The following is a 16,234-nucleotide window of genomic DNA, read 5'->3' on the forward strand; positions in this document are numbered from 1 at the left end:
ACTTCAACAAAACTACAAATTGATACTATTCTATGAAGTTCATGGAATTTAAAAAATAACATGTAACAAAGCTATTTAAAATATTTCAATTTGTTTCCGTTTGGTTTTTTATAATACTGGCTATATAAATAACTAAGAATATATATTCTATAATTATCATTTTTTATCAATGAGTTATATGTTTTGGCTTGATGGATGTTGGAGTGAATATAATTTGTTTTTTATATGTATTTGATGCTTTGATTATGAAAAAGCATAAAAAAAACCGGCATAAATGCCGGTAATGTGGGTAATGATAAAATAAATGATAAAAGGCTAATAACCGAATCATTCTGACACTTAATGCTAATAAAATAAAACGCTATCGCGGTGCGTAAAAATAAGTTGTTCTGGTTATGGGTTATTCTGCATCAGAGTGCGATTCAATCACCATTCCCTTATTTAACAGCAGGTTCAGCGCCAGATGCAACATTAACTGAGAATAAACTATTTGTGGAATGAATAATCAGAACAGGTGGATAAGGTATTCCATGGTCGAAATGTGACTAATATCACATTATAATGTAATTAATGTCATATGACTTACATCACAAAAGCGGAGTAAAGTTTGAGTACCAGGGAGGAGAACGCCACCCGTAGCATGGGCGGTAAATTAGCGTTATGGGTTTTTTATACCTTTTGCGGCTACTTCATCTGGGCGATGGCGCGTTGCGTGTGGCTGATGTCCGCCATACAAACCGAGCCGGTTCTCGGCCCAATCAGCACTCCTGGCAGCGCAACGGAAAAATGGCTTAACGCGCTTTCGCTGGGCGTCGTCTGGCTTATTCTGGGGAGTATTGCCTGGTACACCCGGCCTCGCAAAAACAGGGGGTATCCCGCCGACACTCAGCCAGAAACGCGCAAGCACGCAAGGATGTAAAGTGGTGGCGGATATGTCAGGATAGCGAACCCTGTGCTCAGGCATGTAATAAAAATGGTCTGCTATAAAGAGAGGGCGTATGGACTCAAGATACTGGCAATCGCAGTTTGAAGACTGGCTACGTCACCACCACCAGGAACAGGATGCCGCCCATGACATCTCCCATTTTCGTCGTGTTTGGGCAACCGCGCAAACGCTCGGGAAAAACAGTCCTGTCGACTGGCTGGTGGTGCTATCGGCATGTTATTTCCATGACATCATCAGCCTGGCGAAAAATCATCCGCAGCGGCATCGTTCTTCCATTCTGGCGGCGGCAGAAACCCGGCGTATTTTTCTGCGGGATTTTCCTGACTTTCCGGCAGAAAAACTGGCGGGCATTTGTCATGCTATCGAAGCGCATAGCTTCAGCGCAAAAATTGCGCCTACCACGCCAGAGGCAAAAATCGTGCAGGATGCAGACAGGCTGGAGGCGTTGGGCGCCATTGGTCTGGCGCGGGTCTTCGCGGTCTCCGGCGCGCTGGGCGTCGCGCTGTTTGATGCCGACGATCCCTTTGCCGACAGACGGCCTCTTAACGATAAGCAATTCGCGCTCGACCATTTTCAAACCAAACTGCTGAAACTGCCGCTGACGATGCAGACCGAACGGGGCAAGTCCCTGGCGCAGCGTAATGCGGATTTTCTGGTGTCGTACATGGCGAAACTGAGCGCTGAGCTGAAAGGCGACTATGAAACACGGGATGAGGCGGTCATCCAGATGTTTGCTACGCATCAGTAACCCCTGCCGCTGAAACGTAAACCGCGTCATTTTATGTTAGTCTGTCGGCAATTATTTTTGGCCGGTTAAATGTATGCAGGAAAATATTTCAGTAACACACGCCCGGAACCTCATCGCCGACGACGCCGGAAGCGAGATCCAGGCGATGCTGAGTCAATTGCTGGAAATCTACGATGTTAAAACGCTGGTGGCGCACCTTAACGGCCTGGGCGAGCAGCACTGGAGCCCGGCCATCTTCAAGCGCGTAATGATGAACGCGGCATGGCATCGCTTGAGCGACAATGAACTCACCTGTCTTAAAACAGGGTTGCCGACGCCGCCAGCGCATCATCCGCATTACGCCTTTCGTTTTATTGATCTCTTCGCGGGCATCGGCGGCATTCGCCGCGGATTTGAAGCGATAGGCGGACAGTGCGTGTTTACCAGCGAATGGAATAAGCACGCGGTACGGACATATAAAGCGAACTATTTTTGCGATCCGCTGCAACATCGCTTTAATGAAGATATCCGCGATATCACATTGAGCCACCGGGAAGGGGTCAGCGATGATGAGGCGGCGGAACACATTCGCCAGCATATTCCGCAACATGATGTCCTGCTGGCGGGCTTTCCCTGTCAGCCATTTTCTCTGGCGGGCGTTTCCAAGAAAAATGCGCTGGGCCGCGCCCACGGCTTTGCCTGCGAGACTCAGGGGACGTTATTTTTTGATGTCGTAAGAATTATCGACGCTCGCCGCCCCGCGCTGTTTGTGCTGGAAAACGTGAAAAACCTTAAAAGTCACGACCAGGGCAACACTTTCCGCATTATTATGCAAACGCTCGATGAACTGGGATATGACGTGGCGGATGCCGCTGACAATGGCCCGGACGATCCGAAAATTATCGACGGGCAGCACTTTCTTCCTCAGCATCGGGAACGTATTGTGTTGGTGGGATTCCGTCGCGATTTAAACCTGAAAACCGATTTTACGTTACGCAATATCGCCCGTTGTTATCCACCGCGCCGTCCGACGCTGGCAGAACTGCTGGAGCCCGTCGTCGAAGCCAAATATATCCTGACGCCGGTGCTGTGGAAATATTTATATCGCTACGCGAAAAAGCACCAGGCGCGGGGAAACGGTTTTGGCTATGGCATGGTTTATCCTGACAATCCGGAAAGTGTGGCGCGCACGTTATCTGCTCGCTACTACAAAGATGGTGCCGAAATTCTGATCGATCGTGGTTGGGATATGGCGAAAGGCGAAGTGAATTTCGACGATGCTGGCAACCAACAACATCGTCCCCGCCGACTCACGCCGAGAGAGTGCGCGCGTTTAATGGGATTTGAGGCGCCGCAAACGTACCAGTTCAGGATACCTGTCTCGGATACGCAGGCCTATCGCCAGTTTGGCAACTCCGTGGTGGTGCCGGTATTTGCTGCGGTAGCAAAGCTGTTGGAACCCAAAATTCACCAGGCGGTGACGTTGCGTCAGAGAGAGACGGTAGATGGCGGACGTTCACGATAAAGCCACGCGCAGTAAAAATATGCGCGCGATAGCGACCCGCGATACGGCTATTGAAAAACGTCTTGCTGGCCTGTTAAGCGCGCAGGGGATTACGTTTCATACTCAGGACGAGACATTACCGGGCAAGCCGGACTTTGTGGTGAATGATTATGATTGTGTGATTTTTACTCACGGCTGCTTTTGGCATCATCACCACTGTTATCTGTTCAAAGTGCCGGCCACGCGAACGGCTTTCTGGCTGGAAAAAATCGGTAAGAACGTTGAGCGCGATGAGCGCGATATTCAGCGTTTACAGGCGCTTGGCTGGCGGGTACTGATCGTCTGGGAGTGCGCCTTGCGCGGGCGAGCGAAATTGAGCGACGCGGCGTTGGCGGAGCGCCTGGAAGAGTGGATCTGCGGCGGCGGCGCCAGCGCGCAGATCGACACCCAGGGGATTCATCTACTGGCGTGAATCTTCCGTTTTACACGGTGTGATCACCGCCCTGGCGGGAAACAGGTACTTACCCAGAGTCACCAGCACTACGGCAAACACAATCACGCCCAGCGCGGCCCATTCAACGGGCGATAACCTCTCACCGCCCAGGCCAGTGCCAAGCAACACGGCGACAACCGGATTCACATAGGCGTAGCTGGTCGCCAGCGCCGGACTGACGTTGCGAATCAGGTACATATAGGCATTAATGGCGATAATAGAACCGAATAACGCCAGGTAGCCGACGGCCATAAACCCCGATAAACCAGGCAGCGTGGCGAGCTTTTCGCCGGAAAGAAACGCCGCGCAAAGCAATACCACGCCCGCCGCCAGCATTTCAATCGCGCCCGCCATCATGCCCACAGGCAGGGCGATGCGCGAGCCGTAAACGGAACCAAATGCCCAGCTCATCGAACCTATCAGGATCAAAATCGCGCCCCACGGATTGCCGCTTAAATTACCGCCGCTGTTCAGCAGAATAATCCCGGCAAGTCCAATGGCAATCCCCACCCATTCTAATTTGCGCGTTTTAATACCAAAAAAGTAGCTAAAGCACAGCGTAAATAGCGGGACAGTGGCGACCACGACGGCAGCAATGCCCGATGGCACGTTTTGATGCTCCGCCACCGTCACCAGACCGTTACCTACCGCCAGCAGCAGTAGACCAATCAGCGCGGCGTTGATGGTCTGGCGCAGCGGCGGAAGTTTTTCGCCGCGCAACAGCAAAAACGCCATGAGCAACATCCCCGCCGAGAGAAAACGTACACCTGCCATCATCAGCGGCGGCCAGCTTTCAACGCCTATGCGGATAACAAAATAGGTAGACCCCCAAATGATGTACAAGGCAAAAAGCGCGCCAAAAAGAGGTAATAACTGCCGGAAACGCATAATCACTCACGGTGAAATAAAAAGGGTGGATATAGTAAACGTCAAAATTATTATGCTGGCGAGCATTATAATTGTCCTTTTGGAATAAAAAGGCGTTGACCCGCGCCGCCGGTTTCGGCATTGCGCGTTTTGCTACATACTTAACGTCTTAGAAGAAAAGACCGAGGAAATCATTTTGGCAGGAAGTAGCTTACTGACATTACTCGACGATATCGCCACGCTGCTGGACGATATTTCGGTAATGGGCAAATTGGCCGCGAAAAAAACCGCGGGCGTACTGGGGGACGACCTGTCGCTCAATGCGCAGCAGGTGACCGGCGTTCGCGCTAATCGCGAGCTGCCAGTGGTATGGAGCGTGGCGAAAGGATCATTAATCAACAAGGTTATTCTGGTGCCGTTGGCGCTGCTGATAAGCGCATTTATCCCGTGGGCCATCACGCCTTTATTAATGTTAGGCGGCGCGTTTCTCTGCTTTGAAGGGGTAGAAAAAGTCCTGCATACCTTTGAGGCGCGAAAACACAAAGAAGACCCGGCGGAGCGGCAAAAACGTCTTGAGGCGCTGGCTGCGCAAGATCCTTTGGCCTTTGAAAAAGATAAAGTAAAAGGGGCGGTCCGTACCGATTTCATTCTGTCCGCTGAAATTGTGGCCATTACCCTGGGGATTGTCGCGCAGGCGCCGCTGCTTAATCAGGTGTTGGTGCTGGCGGGGATTGCGTTGGTTGTGACCATTGGCGTGTATGGCCTGGTGGGTATTATTGTCAAACTGGATGATATGGGGTACTGGTTGGCGGAAAAGCGTAGCGTGCTGGCGCAGGGCGTCGGTAAAGGATTACTGATTATCGCGCCCTGGTTAATGAAAGCATTATCCATTGTCGGTACGCTGGCGATGTTTCTGGTCGGCGGCGGGATTGTCGTACACGGTATTGCGCCGCTACACCATGCCATTGAACATTTTGCGCAGCAGCAGGGGGCTTTCATGGCGCATACGATCCCTGCGGGGCTGAATCTGGTGCTCGGCTTTATTATCGGCGCCATTGTGGTGGCGCTGGTGAAAGGTGTGGCGAAAATTCGCGGTGTTTCGCACTGATTTTCTACAATGAATTATGCAAAATTGTCCATCCTCGTCTAAGGTGAAAACGTTTCATCTGATACAGGAGGCAGGTATGGTCTTTTCTGTCAGTGAGGAAGTTACCGTGAAAGAGGGTGGGCCCCGGATGATCGTCACCGGTTATTCCAGCGGAATGGTAGAGTGTCGCTGGTATGATGGTTTTGGCGTAAAGCGGGAGGCATTCCATGAGAATGAGCTCGTGCCAGGCAAGGAAAGGCGCGTGCGGGACGAAGCCCGATGACAAAACGCCCGGTTAATGCCGGGCGTTTTGCTGTGGAGAAAAAGAGTCGTCGCGCTGCGACATGCTGCTACCTGGTTATGCCAGGATTGAGTGGTATCCCTTGATGAGGTCTGGCTACCGTAAGCCATCAGGGGGAGTTGTATCAATAACCAGGAGTTACCAGGGTGCCGCACGAAACACTGTTAGACAATCAAGGCTGGTTTAAAAAGCTGGCGCGGCGTTTTGGTCCCGGTCATGTCGTCAACACCTGTTTTCTGATCGTGATGCTGTTCTCGACGCTACTTACCTGGCGGGAAGTGATGATACTGAAAGACGCGTATGTCGCCAGTCAGCGCAATCATCTGGGGAGCGTCGCGAATGTCCTTGACCGCCAACTGCAATTCAACATGGACAGGTTGATCTTTTTACGCAACGGTATGCATGAAGCACTGGTGGCGCCGCTGGCTTTTTCCGCATTGCAAAGCGCGGTGACGCAGTTTGAGCAACGACGCGTCAGACATTTCTGGCAACTGGAGCTGGATAAGCGGCGGACATTGCCGTTATATGGCGTTTCCGATCAATTTGTCGCCCGGACGACGCTTCTTTCGCGGGAGAGTCGTGACCTGGCAAATGAATTAACCGCCACGCTGGAGTTAGGGTATCTGGCGCGTCTGGCGCGCTCATCAGCCATGCTGACGCTGGAGACGATGTATGTTTCTCGCTCAGGGTTTTACCTCTCAACTCTCCCTACGGCGTACGGTAGCGATATTGTCTCCCGTTACTATCAGTACGTGACTCAGCCCTGGTTTATCGAGCAAAGCCAACGGCGTAACCCACAGCGCGGCGTGCGGTGGTTTACCTCCGCACAGCCCTATGTTACTGACGAGCAGAAAAAAGTGACAGCCAGTCTACCGCTGGATCACGATAATTACTGGTATGGCGTACTGGCAATGGATATTCCCGTCGCGTCATTACAGCGGTTCCTGCGCGATGCGGCCGAAAAGGATATTGAAGGGGAATATCAGCTATACGATAACCATCTCCGTTTGTTGACGGACTCCGCGCCGGAACAACAAACCGCGAATACGTTAAATGACCGTGAGCGCGCCTTACTGGCGCGTGAAATAGAAAAAGATACCCTGGGCGGGCTGCGTTTAGGAACGCATTATGTAAGCTGGGAGCGGCTGGATCATTTTGATGGCGTCCTGCTGCGCGTGCATACATTACGTGAAGGCATACAAGGGAATTTTGGCAGTATTAGTATCGCGCTGACGCTGTTATGGGTGCTTTTTACGGCGATGCTGTTGATCTCCTGGGGCGTTATTCGACATATGGTCAAAAACATGTTTGTTCTGCAAAATTCGCTGCAATGGCAGGCATGGCACGATCCGCTGACCCGGCTGTATAACCGTGGCGCGCTGTTTGAAAAAGCGTCCAGGCTGGCAAAGCGCTATCGGGAAGCCCGCCAGCCATTTTCTGTGATACAGCTGGATTTAGATTATTTTAAAAGCGTTAACGATCGCTTTGGTCATCAGGCAGGCGATCGCGTGTTGTCCCATGCCGCTGGGCTCATTGGCAGCACCATTCGAGCGCACGACATCGCCGGACGGGTAGGGGGCGAAGAGTTTTGTATCGTGCTGCCCGGCGCGACGAAAGCGCAGGCGCTGCAGATTGCCGAACGCATACGCCAGCGCATTAATGACAAAGAGATTCTGGTGACGAAAAGCACGACGCTTCGTATCAGCGCGTCAATGGGGATCAGTAGCGCGGAGGAATACGGCGACTATGATTTTGAGCAGTTGCAGTCACTGGCCGACAAACGGCTTTATTACGCCAAACAGTCCGGACGTAACCGTATTTGCGCCAGCGACGCGACTCAGGAGCGGGAAAAGAAATAGTCCATTCCTTCGCGCCAGCCATCCGGCCCTTCGTTCTGGCTACGGTAGACGCGCTGAGGATCGTCGTTACGCAAATGTACACCCTCCCGGTTTAGCCCTTTGACGACAACCGCATAATCCATCACATCCAGTAAAGGCGCATCATTGGGGCCGTCTCCTAGCCCCAACGTCAGAGGACGCGCGCGCCACTGCCGACGATATGCTTCTATCAGCCAGTTAGCAGCCTGATCTTTACCGGCGGAGGCGTCCAGCACATGCCAGAAACGGGCGCCATGGACAAATTGCAGTCCCAGGTCATTTAAATGGGTGACAAACTGCGCCATGCGTTCATCGCTATCGCGCCAGATCAGCGACACCGACGCTTCATGCAGACGGGTTAGGGCAGACTGTGCCCGGTTTAGGCCCGTCCATTCGCTTATCACCTGATCGTCAACGTCATCAAACGTGGTGAACTTAAACTGTTCCTTTTCACGCAATTTATGCAGGACGAGGCGGATTTCGTTGTGAGAAATACCGGCTATCAGACGGGGATAGTTGGGATGGTCTTCCCAATGAACGTCCAGTTGGATCACCGCGCCGTTTTCCGCAATCAGCGGCAGTCCCTGTAGATTTAACGTCGTCTGGAGCTGGAGCATTTCAGCCGCGGTTTTACTGCTACAGAGGATCACGGGCACGCCGCTTTCATGCAGGCGAGTAAGCCAGGGGGCCGCGGGCTGCCACTCAAAAGTGTGGCTGTTCAGCAGTGTGCCGTCCAGATCGGTAAAAATCAGCAAGGGGTCATGGATTGAGAGCATTTTTTCCTCATTTTCCGTTGCAACGGCGGGCTTATTTCCAGGAAAAGTCCTAAAGCACACCCGAAAGAAGTCGAACGCTAACTGGAACCGATCCCGTCGCTTCCAGGCAGCACATGCGTTGTCACACTTTTGCTACCGAACTATTAGCGCGCTTAATCATTCATGTAAAAAATATTTACTTGTCATGCAAAAAAATTGCAGATAAGGTAAATCTCACATCAGATTTCCTGGTGTAACGAATTTTCAAGTGCTTCTTGCATAAGCAAGTTTGATCCCGACCCGTAGGGCCGGGATTTTTTTCGGCCATTTTTAACGGTTTACTTCTGTTACACTAAAATCATGAATATCCAGCTCGAATGCTTCAGCTAATTCATGCCATGTATGATATTCCCGTCCGTCTACGCTCACCCGCTCAGGATCTTCCTGGCTACGGTGAACCTCGCTTTCGCTGATTTCATTGATGGCCGCCAGTAGCGCATCTACATCGACGCTCACTTCGCGCTTGGCCGTATCACTGTACTCTTTTGCCGTTTTCATCTTCACTACCTCACGGGTTCCTGACAGCCTAAGTATAGACCGTTGAGAAAACCAGCAAACACGCCAGCAAGGCGCTGTCAGACGCAGAAAATTGTTCTACACTGGCACAAAGCGACAGGAGGAAAATGATGAAGGTGAATGATCGGGTAACCGTTAAAACGGACGGCGGTCCCCGCCGACCAGGCGTGGTACTGGCAGTGGAAGAATTTAGTGAAGGCACAATGTACCTGGTTTCGCTGGAGGATTACCCGCTCGGCATCTGGTTCTTCAATGAGTCAGGTCACCAGGATGGTATTTTTGTCGAGAAGGCGGAGCAGGACTAATTGAGCCGGACTGGAGGTACATTGCCAGTCCGGATGTCTCAGCGCATGTTAACAAAAATGCCGTTAGTGACGTTATCTGTCAGCCGCACTACGTGATAGATCACTTGTTTATTATGCGTTTTTATCTTTCTTTTTATATTCCCCTTATGGGAGGATACTGTTTTTGCTTTAATATTCATTCTGTCAGAAATCTGAATGGTTCCCTGACCTTCCATCCACATTCGCAACATGCTGGATTCAGTTCGACTTAACGATAATGTTGGTAAATTTATGGTTCCTGAAATACCCGACTCTTTTTTCAGAATATCGCCAAGAATGGTATCCAGCGAGTCAGGTTTAATCGATTTCGAGCTAATCAATAAGTTTTTTCTTACTAATAAATATTCATCAAAATGCACATTAGCAATTGCCATAAAAACAATAAATAACGTGTCAGGATGTTGATTAATGATTTGCTTTATTTGTTGACTGTCTGAAGGCGTATGAATGAAACAGTCCTCATTAATAAACACCACCGAAGGCTGATGCGCGCCACAAGCGATAGCGAGTTCGTCAACGGTTTCGATGTCGTTGATTTCCCTTTTTTTCACCCCTCTGCTGACCAGATACCCGCTTAACCCTAGCCGGGTGTAACTGCATAAATCCATAATAATCGTTGACATGGCATACCCTCACTCAATGCGTAACGATAATTCCCCTTACCTGAATAACTCACCATAATCAGACGGAACACGAATAGTCACCTTAGACAACGCTTACGCGGTTTTTCAGGCGAACTTACTATCCCGTAAAGTTACATATAATTTGCCAGGAATCATCTTAAAGTAAAGTGAATGTTGCGTTATGTGAGTGAAGTAAAAACAAATAAGGGGCAGCGGATATATCCTGGTGAATGTTTTTTAAAATTTATTTTCGGATAAACCTTAGTAAAACAGGATAAAAATTATGGGTTATTATTTATCGGCATCTCGCTAACAATATCAGCAAGCAAATTGAAAATTTCGCTGAATAAATGTTCGCAAAACGGCGCAATTAATGGCATTAGCGCGGCCATCAGCATAATGCCGACGGTGAGGGTAAGCGGGAAACCGATAACAAATATCGAGAGCTGCGGCGCCATGCGGTTTAATAGCCCCAGCGCCAGGTTGAGCGTAAGCAGGAGGGTAATGACCGGCAATGCCAGCATCAGTCCGTTTAAGAAAATGAGCCCACCGGCCCTGGCGAGCGCCATAAATGCATTACTGTTCACCGGGTTACTACCGATGGGCAGAGTATGGAAGGTATCGACCAGCAGCGAAATAAGCCACAAATGGCCATTAAAGGTGAGAAACAGTAGCATGGCGAGCATATCCATAATACGCGCCAGAACCGGCATATTCAGGTGGCTGCCCGGGTCGACGAAGGTGGCAAAGGAAAGCCCCATTTGCAGACCGATAAACTCACCTGCGGTACGCACCGCCGCAAAGGCGAATTGCATGGTAAATCCCAGCGCAATACCGATCAGAATTTGTTGCATCGCCAGCCATAAGGCGGCAATAGAAAAAAGCGGCGTATCGTTTGCCGGTAGCGACGGCGCGATAACGAGGGTAATCATTATTCCCAACCCCAGTTTTACCCGCTTGGGAATAGCGCGCTCACTGAGAATGGGCGCCGTTGAAATCAGCGCCAGTACGCGCAGCAAAGGCCAGAAATAGAGATGCAGCCAGTATAGCCATTGCTCGCTTGTAACCTGAATCATCGTTCTGTTTATCCGATGATATAAGGTAAATTGCTGAACAGAGTGCGTACGTAGTCCAGCAGCAGGTTGAGCATCCACGGGCCGGCAACGATAATTGCGATGAATACCGCGACGATTTTAGGGATAAACGACAGCGTCATTTCATTAATCTGAGTCGCGGCCTGCAAGATGCTGATAATGAGGCCGGTAATCAGCGCGACGAGTAACAGCGGCGCAGCCAGGGCGAGAGCGACTTTCATCGCCTCGGTGCCCATCATCATGACGGATTCAGGAGTCATTTTGCGCCTCTAACTGTAAAAGCTTTGGGCCAGCGACCCCACAAGCAATTGCCAACCATCGACCAGCACAAACAGCATCAGCTTAAACGGTAGGGCGATTGTCGCTGGCGGCACCATCATCATCCCCAACGCCATCAATACGCTGGCGATCACCAGGTCGATAATCAAAAAAGGGATGAAAATCGTAAAACCGATCTGAAACGCCGTCTTTAATTCGCTGGTGACATAAGCGGGCAGGAGGATACGCATCGGTACTGCTTCCGGTCCCTGTAACGGACCGCTGTTGGCCAGACGGGCAAACAGCGCCAGATCGGCTTCGCGGGTTTGGCGCAGCATGAACGCGCGTAACGGTTGCGCGCCTTTATCCAGCGCTTCCTGCATAGAAATTTTCTGCTCGCTAAACGGCTGGTAAGCATCCACGTAAATCTTGTCAATGACGGGCGACATAATAAAAAAGGTCAAAAACAACGCCAGCCCGAGTAACACCTGATTTGGCGGTGCCGAGGGCGTGCCCAGCGCGTTACGCAACAGGCCAAAAACAATGATGATACGCGTGAAGCTCGTCATCATCAGTAAAATCGCCGGCAGAAACGTCAGCGAGGTGATGAATACCAGCGTCTGGACGGATAATGACCAGCTTTGGCCTCCGCCCGCTAATGGTTGGCTGATAAGCCCCGGCAGTTGCGCAGCGGCGGCGGGACTAAAAAGCCACAGACCCGCCAGAGAAAGAAATAACAAACGGCGCATCAGGATCTCCCGGAACGCTTGAGTAAGCTCTTCATCATGTTCTGGAAATCCGCCGGTGGGGCAACGGGCGCTTCCGTGTCATTCTCCGCGGGCGGGAGGGTGTGCAGCAGGTTGATCTGCGAGGCGGTCACGCCCAGTACCAGACGCGCATTTTCGACCTCGACAATCACCACGCGTTCGCGCGGGCCAAGCGAGGCGCTGGCTGACACCTTGAGCCCCCGGACGCTATTTCCTTTGGGCGCGAATCCCATACGCTTAATCACCCAGGCCGCCGCCAGAATGAGCGCAATAATGCCAATTAATGCGCCGCTCACCTGCATGAGCGGCGATCCGGCTGGCGCGGTGGGCTGAGAAACCGTGGCCTCTGTCTTCATCATTAACGACTCAAACGACGCATACGCTCGGATGGCGTAATAATATCGGTGATACGTACGCCGTATTTATCCGCCACGACGACCACTTCACCCTGGGCAATCAGGTAGCCATTAATCAGGATATCCAGCGGCTCGCCCGCCAGCCCGTCCAGCGCGACGACCGACCCCTGCGTCAGACGCAGCAGTTCTTTAATGGTCATTCGCGTGCGGCCCAGCTCTACGGTCAGTTTGACCGGGATATCCATAATCAGATCGATATCCTGCATAGCACCGCTGACATCGCCGCCGCCAAGCTGTTGGAAAACCGCGTCGGCGGCGCTTTTATTGGTGGTCGCTTTTTGCTCGTTTAACGCGTCAGCCCACAGATCATCCAATGCGCCAGTATTCTCATCGGACGGATTATTCATGTCACTCATTTGGGCTGTTCCTCATTCAGCGAATTCAAAATTGGGTTGATCAAATGTTCTACGCGTAGCGCATACTGTCCGTTTACGGTGCCATATTGGCTGGTGAGTACCGGAACGCCGTCCACATGAGCAATAATGCGGTCGGGTTTTTCAATCGGCAGTACATCGCCGGGTTTCAGCTTCAAAATCTGGGAAAGACGTAACGGAATATCGGCAAAATTGGCCACCAGCTCCAGTTCAGAGTGCTGAACCTGGCGTACCAGGTTATCACGCCAGTTCTGATCTTCATGGCGCGAGTTTTCCAGCGGCGGATTCACCAGCAGCTCACGCAGCGGCTCGATCATGCTAAATGGCAGACAGATGTTAAATTCACCGGTCAGATTGCCGATCTCCACATGAAACGGCGTATTGACGACGATATCGTTCGGCGAGGTGGTGATATTGGTAAATTTCACCTGCATTTCGGAACGCACATACTCCACTTCCAGCGGATTAATGGCTTTCCATGCGTCGCTATAGCCTTCCAGCGCCAGTTTCAACATACGGTTGATGACCCGCTGTTCCGTATGGGTAAACTCGCGGCCCTCGACTTTGGTCGGAAAGCGGCCGTCGCCGCCGAACAGGTTATCGACGGCAATAAACACCAGACTCGGCGAGAACACCACCAGCCCGGTGCCGCGTAGCGGCTTCAGGTGGATCAGGTTCAGGTTGGTCGGTACCGGCAGGTTACGCGCAAATTCGTGATACGGCTGAATACGTATGGCGCCCACGGTAATATCCGGGCTGCGGCGCAGCAGGTTAAATAATCCCATCCGGAACTGGCGTGCGAAACGCTCGTTAATAATCTCCAGCGCCTGCAAGCGTTCACGCACGACGCGACGCTGGGTATTGGGATCGTAAGGGCGAATATCGCTATCGCTTGCGATACCGGGAGTGGGTTCGTCTTTGGTGTCGCTGTCGCCGTTCAACAGCGCATCGATTTCAGCCTGAGAAAGAATACTATCGCCCATATCGTTACCGCAGAATAAAAGCTGTATAAAGCACGTCAGTGACGACCTGTTTTGGTTGTCCGGCAACGAGCGGCGCGGCCAGCGTCTCTTTAATGGCGGCAATCAGTTTTTGTTTGCCAGCTTCTGTTGAGAGCTCGGCGGCATTCTGGCGGGAAAACAACAACAGCAGACGGCTGCGCACTTCCGGCAGATATTCATTTAATCGCGCGCGTGTCGCTTCGTCTTTCAGACGCAGGGTCACGCCGATATACAACACGCGATCCGCATCGCCCAGATTGACGGTAAACGTATCCAGCGCAAAAAATACCGGCGCGGGCGGCGGAGCCGGTTCCGCTTTAGCGTTCGTGGTCGGTTGCTGCTGCATACGCCAGTAGCTATAACCGGCGGTCGCGCAGGCGGCGAGGGTAATCAACACCAGCAAAGGTATCCAAATCGAGCGTTTGCTCTTTTTGTTAATCGCGGAGTCAGTCATCTGATACGGGCTTCCTGTTTCGGTACTGCTTATTGGCTGATTATCCCGTGTCCTGTCCACGACAAAGCGTGGAAAAGACGCGGATAATCATGCTACCTCTGGCGTTAGGCGAAGATATCCACTGCGCCATTGCCGCGCGCGGCGGCCTGAAGCGAGGCCGGCGCCGCTAACGCTATGTCATCTTCAGCGCCAAACGCGTCCGTGTGTTGGGCGCGGGAAGAGTGTTGTTGCGATGAAGACTGCTGCTGTCCGGCAAAGCTTTCGCTACTGATGCTGCTTTGTCCCAACTGAATGCCGCTTTCCGCCAACTGAGTGCGCAACATGGGCAGGGCGGCTTCCAGCGCGGCGCGGACATGGCTGTGCGGCGATACCATCTGGAGCTGCGCCTGATTGTCATCCAGCTTGAGCGAAATATGCACCTGACCTAACTCTTCCGGATGCAATCGAAGCTGCGCGCTTTGCTGTCCCTGACGCGTAAATAACATGACCTGCTGACTGAACGTTTGCTGCCATTCATGGCTGCCTAACGGCGCGCTGAGTACCGGGGCTGAGGCGACAGGTAGCGGTTGCGGTTGCGCCGTGGCGCTGCTGAGCGTCGGCATTGCCGCGCCATGCGTTACTGGCGCGGGCGGGCTATCCACCTCCACTTTCGCGCTGGTCGCGGCGGCAGCGACCACCAGCGGCGTCAGTGATGGCCCCGTGGCGCGATCGTCGCTGGCGCGCGCAAGCGACGCCTCGGTTTTCCCTTTTTCATGCTCGCTAAAAGAGAGCGTATGTGTCTCTTCCTGCGGCGCCGATGGCATGTCGCCGCGCAACAGTGACGGCAAGGCGATGTGATTTTCAGCCGGCGTCTCTCCGGCGACAGGCGTCGCGACAGGTTGTCCGGGCAGCATGGCGAATAAGGCGCTCAGACTGGCAAGATCCTCATCGCTCAGCGCGGGCGTTTTCTCATCATGCTGCGCCGTCTTACTCAGTGCGGCCAGAGCGCTGGTTTTCAACGATGGCGTTAGCGTAGACAGTAGATGCTGCGCTTGTGTCAGATCGGTAAGCGTTCCATCCGTCGCATTCGCTTTTTGCGCCAGCAGGTCGGCAAGCTTCACCGCCTGGCCCGGCTCGCCATGTTGGGTCAGTAGCTCTTTCGATAACTTGCCGCCTGCCGCCTGTAAATCGGCCAGCGTGATGCGGGCGTCTTTGCCCTGTGCGCCGTCTGCGCCTAACGCGCCCGCCAGGAGCGCCAGAAAGTCCTCGGCTGAACCGGTGGTTTTTCCTGACGTCAGACCCGCGGTCATGTCGGTATCGGTGGTGATCAGTTGGGGCAGGGTGATCATTCGGGTTTCCTCATTGCTGCACGCTGAGCAAATTCATCCATCTTTTTCTGATCCATGCGGTTTTCAGCTAACAGCGCTGCCGCGGTTTGTCGGTCCTGTAAGGTTTGCCAGGCCTGAAGTCGCTGCTTTTTCTCACGCCAGCTCTTCAGCGCCAGGTCGACTTTTTGCGTCCACTGCGTAAGCTGGAGGCGATGCTGCTCTATCGCCTTTTCCAGTGTCTGAATAAACTGCTGATAGTTGATCCAGCGATTACTGGCGATGCCGTTGCCCATATCGGTGTTCAAATTACTGCGATACTCATTCTGATAATCGATCAGCATTTTGAGCTGTTCTTCCGCCTGTTGGCAGCCGCGACGCATTTCGCCCAGTAAACGCGCCGCGTCATCTACCTCTTTTTCGGCCAGATCTTTGAGTGTTTCCAGAGCGCCATGTTGTGCCATGA

The 16,234-nt window shown here is 52.4% G+C and carries 21 protein-coding genes; 8 read left to right on the forward strand and 13 right to left on the reverse strand.

The window, feature by feature from the left end:
* Positions 1 to 607: 607 nt before the first annotated feature.
* From drpB to ABVN36_RS12635, 4 genes are all read left to right on the forward strand, one after another.
* Positions 608 to 919 carry a cell division protein DrpB gene (gene drpB, locus ABVN36_RS12620; RefSeq protein WP_000107443.1) on the forward strand — a complete coding sequence of 104 codons (312 nt, stop codon included), beginning with the start codon at positions 608 to 610 and terminating at the stop codon, positions 917 to 919.
* 79 nt (positions 920 to 998) lie between these two features.
* Positions 999 to 1,694, forward strand: coding sequence for a phosphohydrolase (locus ABVN36_RS12625; RefSeq protein WP_023137974.1), 696 nt, complete (start codon positions 999 to 1,001; stop codon positions 1,692 to 1,694).
* A gap of 73 nt (positions 1,695 to 1,767) precedes the next feature.
* Positions 1,768 to 3,198 carry a DNA cytosine methyltransferase gene (locus ABVN36_RS12630; RefSeq protein ID WP_001157305.1) on the forward strand — a complete coding sequence of 477 codons (1,431 nt, stop codon included), beginning with the start codon at positions 1,768 to 1,770 and terminating at the stop codon, positions 3,196 to 3,198.
* On the forward strand, positions 3,179 to 3,649 hold the full coding sequence (locus ABVN36_RS12635) for a very short patch repair endonuclease (protein ID WP_023137973.1): 471 nt from the start codon (positions 3,179 to 3,181) through the stop codon (positions 3,647 to 3,649). The genes ABVN36_RS12630 and ABVN36_RS12635 overlap by 20 nt, the downstream gene beginning before the upstream one ends.
* On the opposite strand, the gene yedA is transcribed toward ABVN36_RS12635, so the two are convergent.
* Positions 3,638 to 4,558: a drug/metabolite exporter YedA gene (gene yedA, locus ABVN36_RS12640; RefSeq protein WP_001212262.1), complete on the reverse strand. Its 921-nt coding sequence runs from the start codon at positions 4,556 to 4,558 to the stop codon at positions 3,638 to 3,640. The genes ABVN36_RS12635 and yedA overlap by 12 nt on opposite strands.
* Positions 4,559 to 4,727: 169 nt before the next feature.
* On the opposite strand from yedA, the gene ABVN36_RS12645 reads away from it, so the two are divergent.
* The 3 genes from ABVN36_RS12645 (at position 4,728) to dgcQ (ending at position 7,784) form a co-directional block, all read left to right on the forward strand.
* Positions 4,728 to 5,645, forward strand: coding sequence for a DUF808 domain-containing protein (locus tag ABVN36_RS12645; protein WP_085920526.1), 918 nt, complete (start codon positions 4,728 to 4,730; stop codon positions 5,643 to 5,645).
* A 76-nt stretch (positions 5,646 to 5,721) separates the two neighbouring features.
* The gene (locus ABVN36_RS12650; RefSeq protein WP_000232161.1) at positions 5,722 to 5,907 is read left to right on the forward strand and encodes a YodC family protein; all 186 of its coding nucleotides are present in this window, start codon (positions 5,722 to 5,724) and stop codon (positions 5,905 to 5,907) included.
* Positions 5,908 to 6,071: 164 nt separating this feature from the next.
* Positions 6,072 to 7,784, forward strand: a complete 1,713-nt coding sequence (dgcQ, locus tag ABVN36_RS12655) for a cellulose biosynthesis regulator diguanylate cyclase DgcQ (protein ID WP_001119833.1) — start codon at positions 6,072 to 6,074, stop codon at positions 7,782 to 7,784.
* Here dgcQ and ABVN36_RS12660 read toward each other — a convergent pair.
* The gene (locus tag ABVN36_RS12660; protein ID WP_023137972.1) at positions 7,763 to 8,578 is read right to left on the reverse strand and encodes a mannosyl-3-phosphoglycerate phosphatase-related protein; all 816 of its coding nucleotides are present in this window, start codon (positions 8,576 to 8,578) and stop codon (positions 7,763 to 7,765) included. The genes dgcQ and ABVN36_RS12660 overlap by 22 nt on opposite strands.
* A gap of 309 nt (positions 8,579 to 8,887) precedes the next feature.
* Positions 8,888 to 9,115, reverse strand: coding sequence for a YodD family peroxide/acid resistance protein (yodD, locus tag ABVN36_RS12665; RefSeq protein ID WP_000844798.1), 228 nt, complete (start codon positions 9,113 to 9,115; stop codon positions 8,888 to 8,890).
* Positions 9,116 to 9,243: 128 nt separating this feature from the next.
* Between yodD and dsrB the strand changes: the two genes are divergently transcribed.
* On the forward strand, positions 9,244 to 9,438 hold the full coding sequence (gene dsrB / locus ABVN36_RS12670) for a protein DsrB (RefSeq protein ID WP_000867218.1): 195 nt from the start codon (positions 9,244 to 9,246) through the stop codon (positions 9,436 to 9,438).
* A gap of 38 nt (positions 9,439 to 9,476) precedes the next feature.
* Here the strand turns inward: dsrB and rcsA are convergent, their stop codons facing one another.
* The 10 genes from rcsA to fliJ form a co-directional block, all read right to left on the reverse strand.
* Entirely contained in the window at positions 9,477 to 10,100 is a 624-nt protein-coding gene (rcsA, locus tag ABVN36_RS12675; protein ID WP_000103971.1) for a transcriptional regulator RcsA, read from the reverse strand.
* A 281-nt stretch (positions 10,101 to 10,381) separates the two neighbouring features.
* Complete coding sequence (fliR, locus tag ABVN36_RS12680; RefSeq protein WP_000616953.1) at positions 10,382 to 11,176, reverse strand: flagellar biosynthetic protein FliR; 795 nt, start codon at positions 11,174 to 11,176, stop codon at positions 10,382 to 10,384.
* Between the two features lie 8 nt (positions 11,177 to 11,184).
* Positions 11,185 to 11,454 carry a flagellar biosynthesis protein FliQ gene (gene fliQ, locus ABVN36_RS12685; protein ID WP_000187355.1) on the reverse strand — a complete coding sequence of 90 codons (270 nt, stop codon included), beginning with the start codon at positions 11,452 to 11,454 and terminating at the stop codon, positions 11,185 to 11,187.
* A 9-nt stretch (positions 11,455 to 11,463) separates the two neighbouring features.
* Positions 11,464 to 12,201: a flagellar type III secretion system pore protein FliP gene (gene fliP, locus ABVN36_RS12690; protein ID WP_001253411.1), complete on the reverse strand. Its 738-nt coding sequence runs from the start codon at positions 12,199 to 12,201 to the stop codon at positions 11,464 to 11,466.
* The gene (fliO, locus tag ABVN36_RS12695) at positions 12,201 to 12,578 is read right to left on the reverse strand and encodes a flagellar biosynthetic protein FliO (RefSeq protein WP_000978276.1); all 378 of its coding nucleotides are present in this window, start codon (positions 12,576 to 12,578) and stop codon (positions 12,201 to 12,203) included. Before fliO ends, fliP begins: the two co-directional genes overlap by 1 nt.
* The gene (gene fliN / locus ABVN36_RS12700) at positions 12,578 to 12,991 is read right to left on the reverse strand and encodes a flagellar motor switch protein FliN (protein ID WP_001282111.1); all 414 of its coding nucleotides are present in this window, start codon (positions 12,989 to 12,991) and stop codon (positions 12,578 to 12,580) included. The genes fliO and fliN overlap by 1 nt, the downstream gene beginning before the upstream one ends.
* A complete protein-coding gene (fliM, locus tag ABVN36_RS12705; RefSeq protein ID WP_000502811.1) occupies positions 12,988 to 13,992 on the reverse strand; it encodes a flagellar motor switch protein FliM in 1,005 nt (334 codons plus the stop codon). The genes fliN and fliM overlap by 4 nt, the downstream gene beginning before the upstream one ends.
* A 4-nt stretch (positions 13,993 to 13,996) precedes the next feature.
* Complete coding sequence (fliL, locus tag ABVN36_RS12710; protein ID WP_000132169.1) at positions 13,997 to 14,464, reverse strand: flagellar basal body-associated protein FliL; 468 nt, start codon at positions 14,462 to 14,464, stop codon at positions 13,997 to 13,999.
* A gap of 104 nt (positions 14,465 to 14,568) precedes the next feature.
* Positions 14,569 to 15,792: a flagellar hook length control protein FliK gene (gene fliK, locus ABVN36_RS12715; protein ID WP_023137971.1), complete on the reverse strand. Its 1,224-nt coding sequence runs from the start codon at positions 15,790 to 15,792 to the stop codon at positions 14,569 to 14,571.
* Positions 15,789 to 16,232, reverse strand: coding sequence for a flagellar export protein FliJ (gene fliJ / locus ABVN36_RS12720; protein WP_000046981.1), 444 nt, complete (start codon positions 16,230 to 16,232; stop codon positions 15,789 to 15,791). Before fliJ ends, fliK begins: the two co-directional genes overlap by 4 nt.
* Positions 16,233 to 16,234 lie beyond the last annotated feature (2 nt).

This window comes from Salmonella sp. SJTUF15581, from assembly GCF_043356775.1.
Taxonomy (GTDB): domain Bacteria; phylum Pseudomonadota; class Gammaproteobacteria; order Enterobacterales; family Enterobacteriaceae; genus Salmonella; species Salmonella enterica.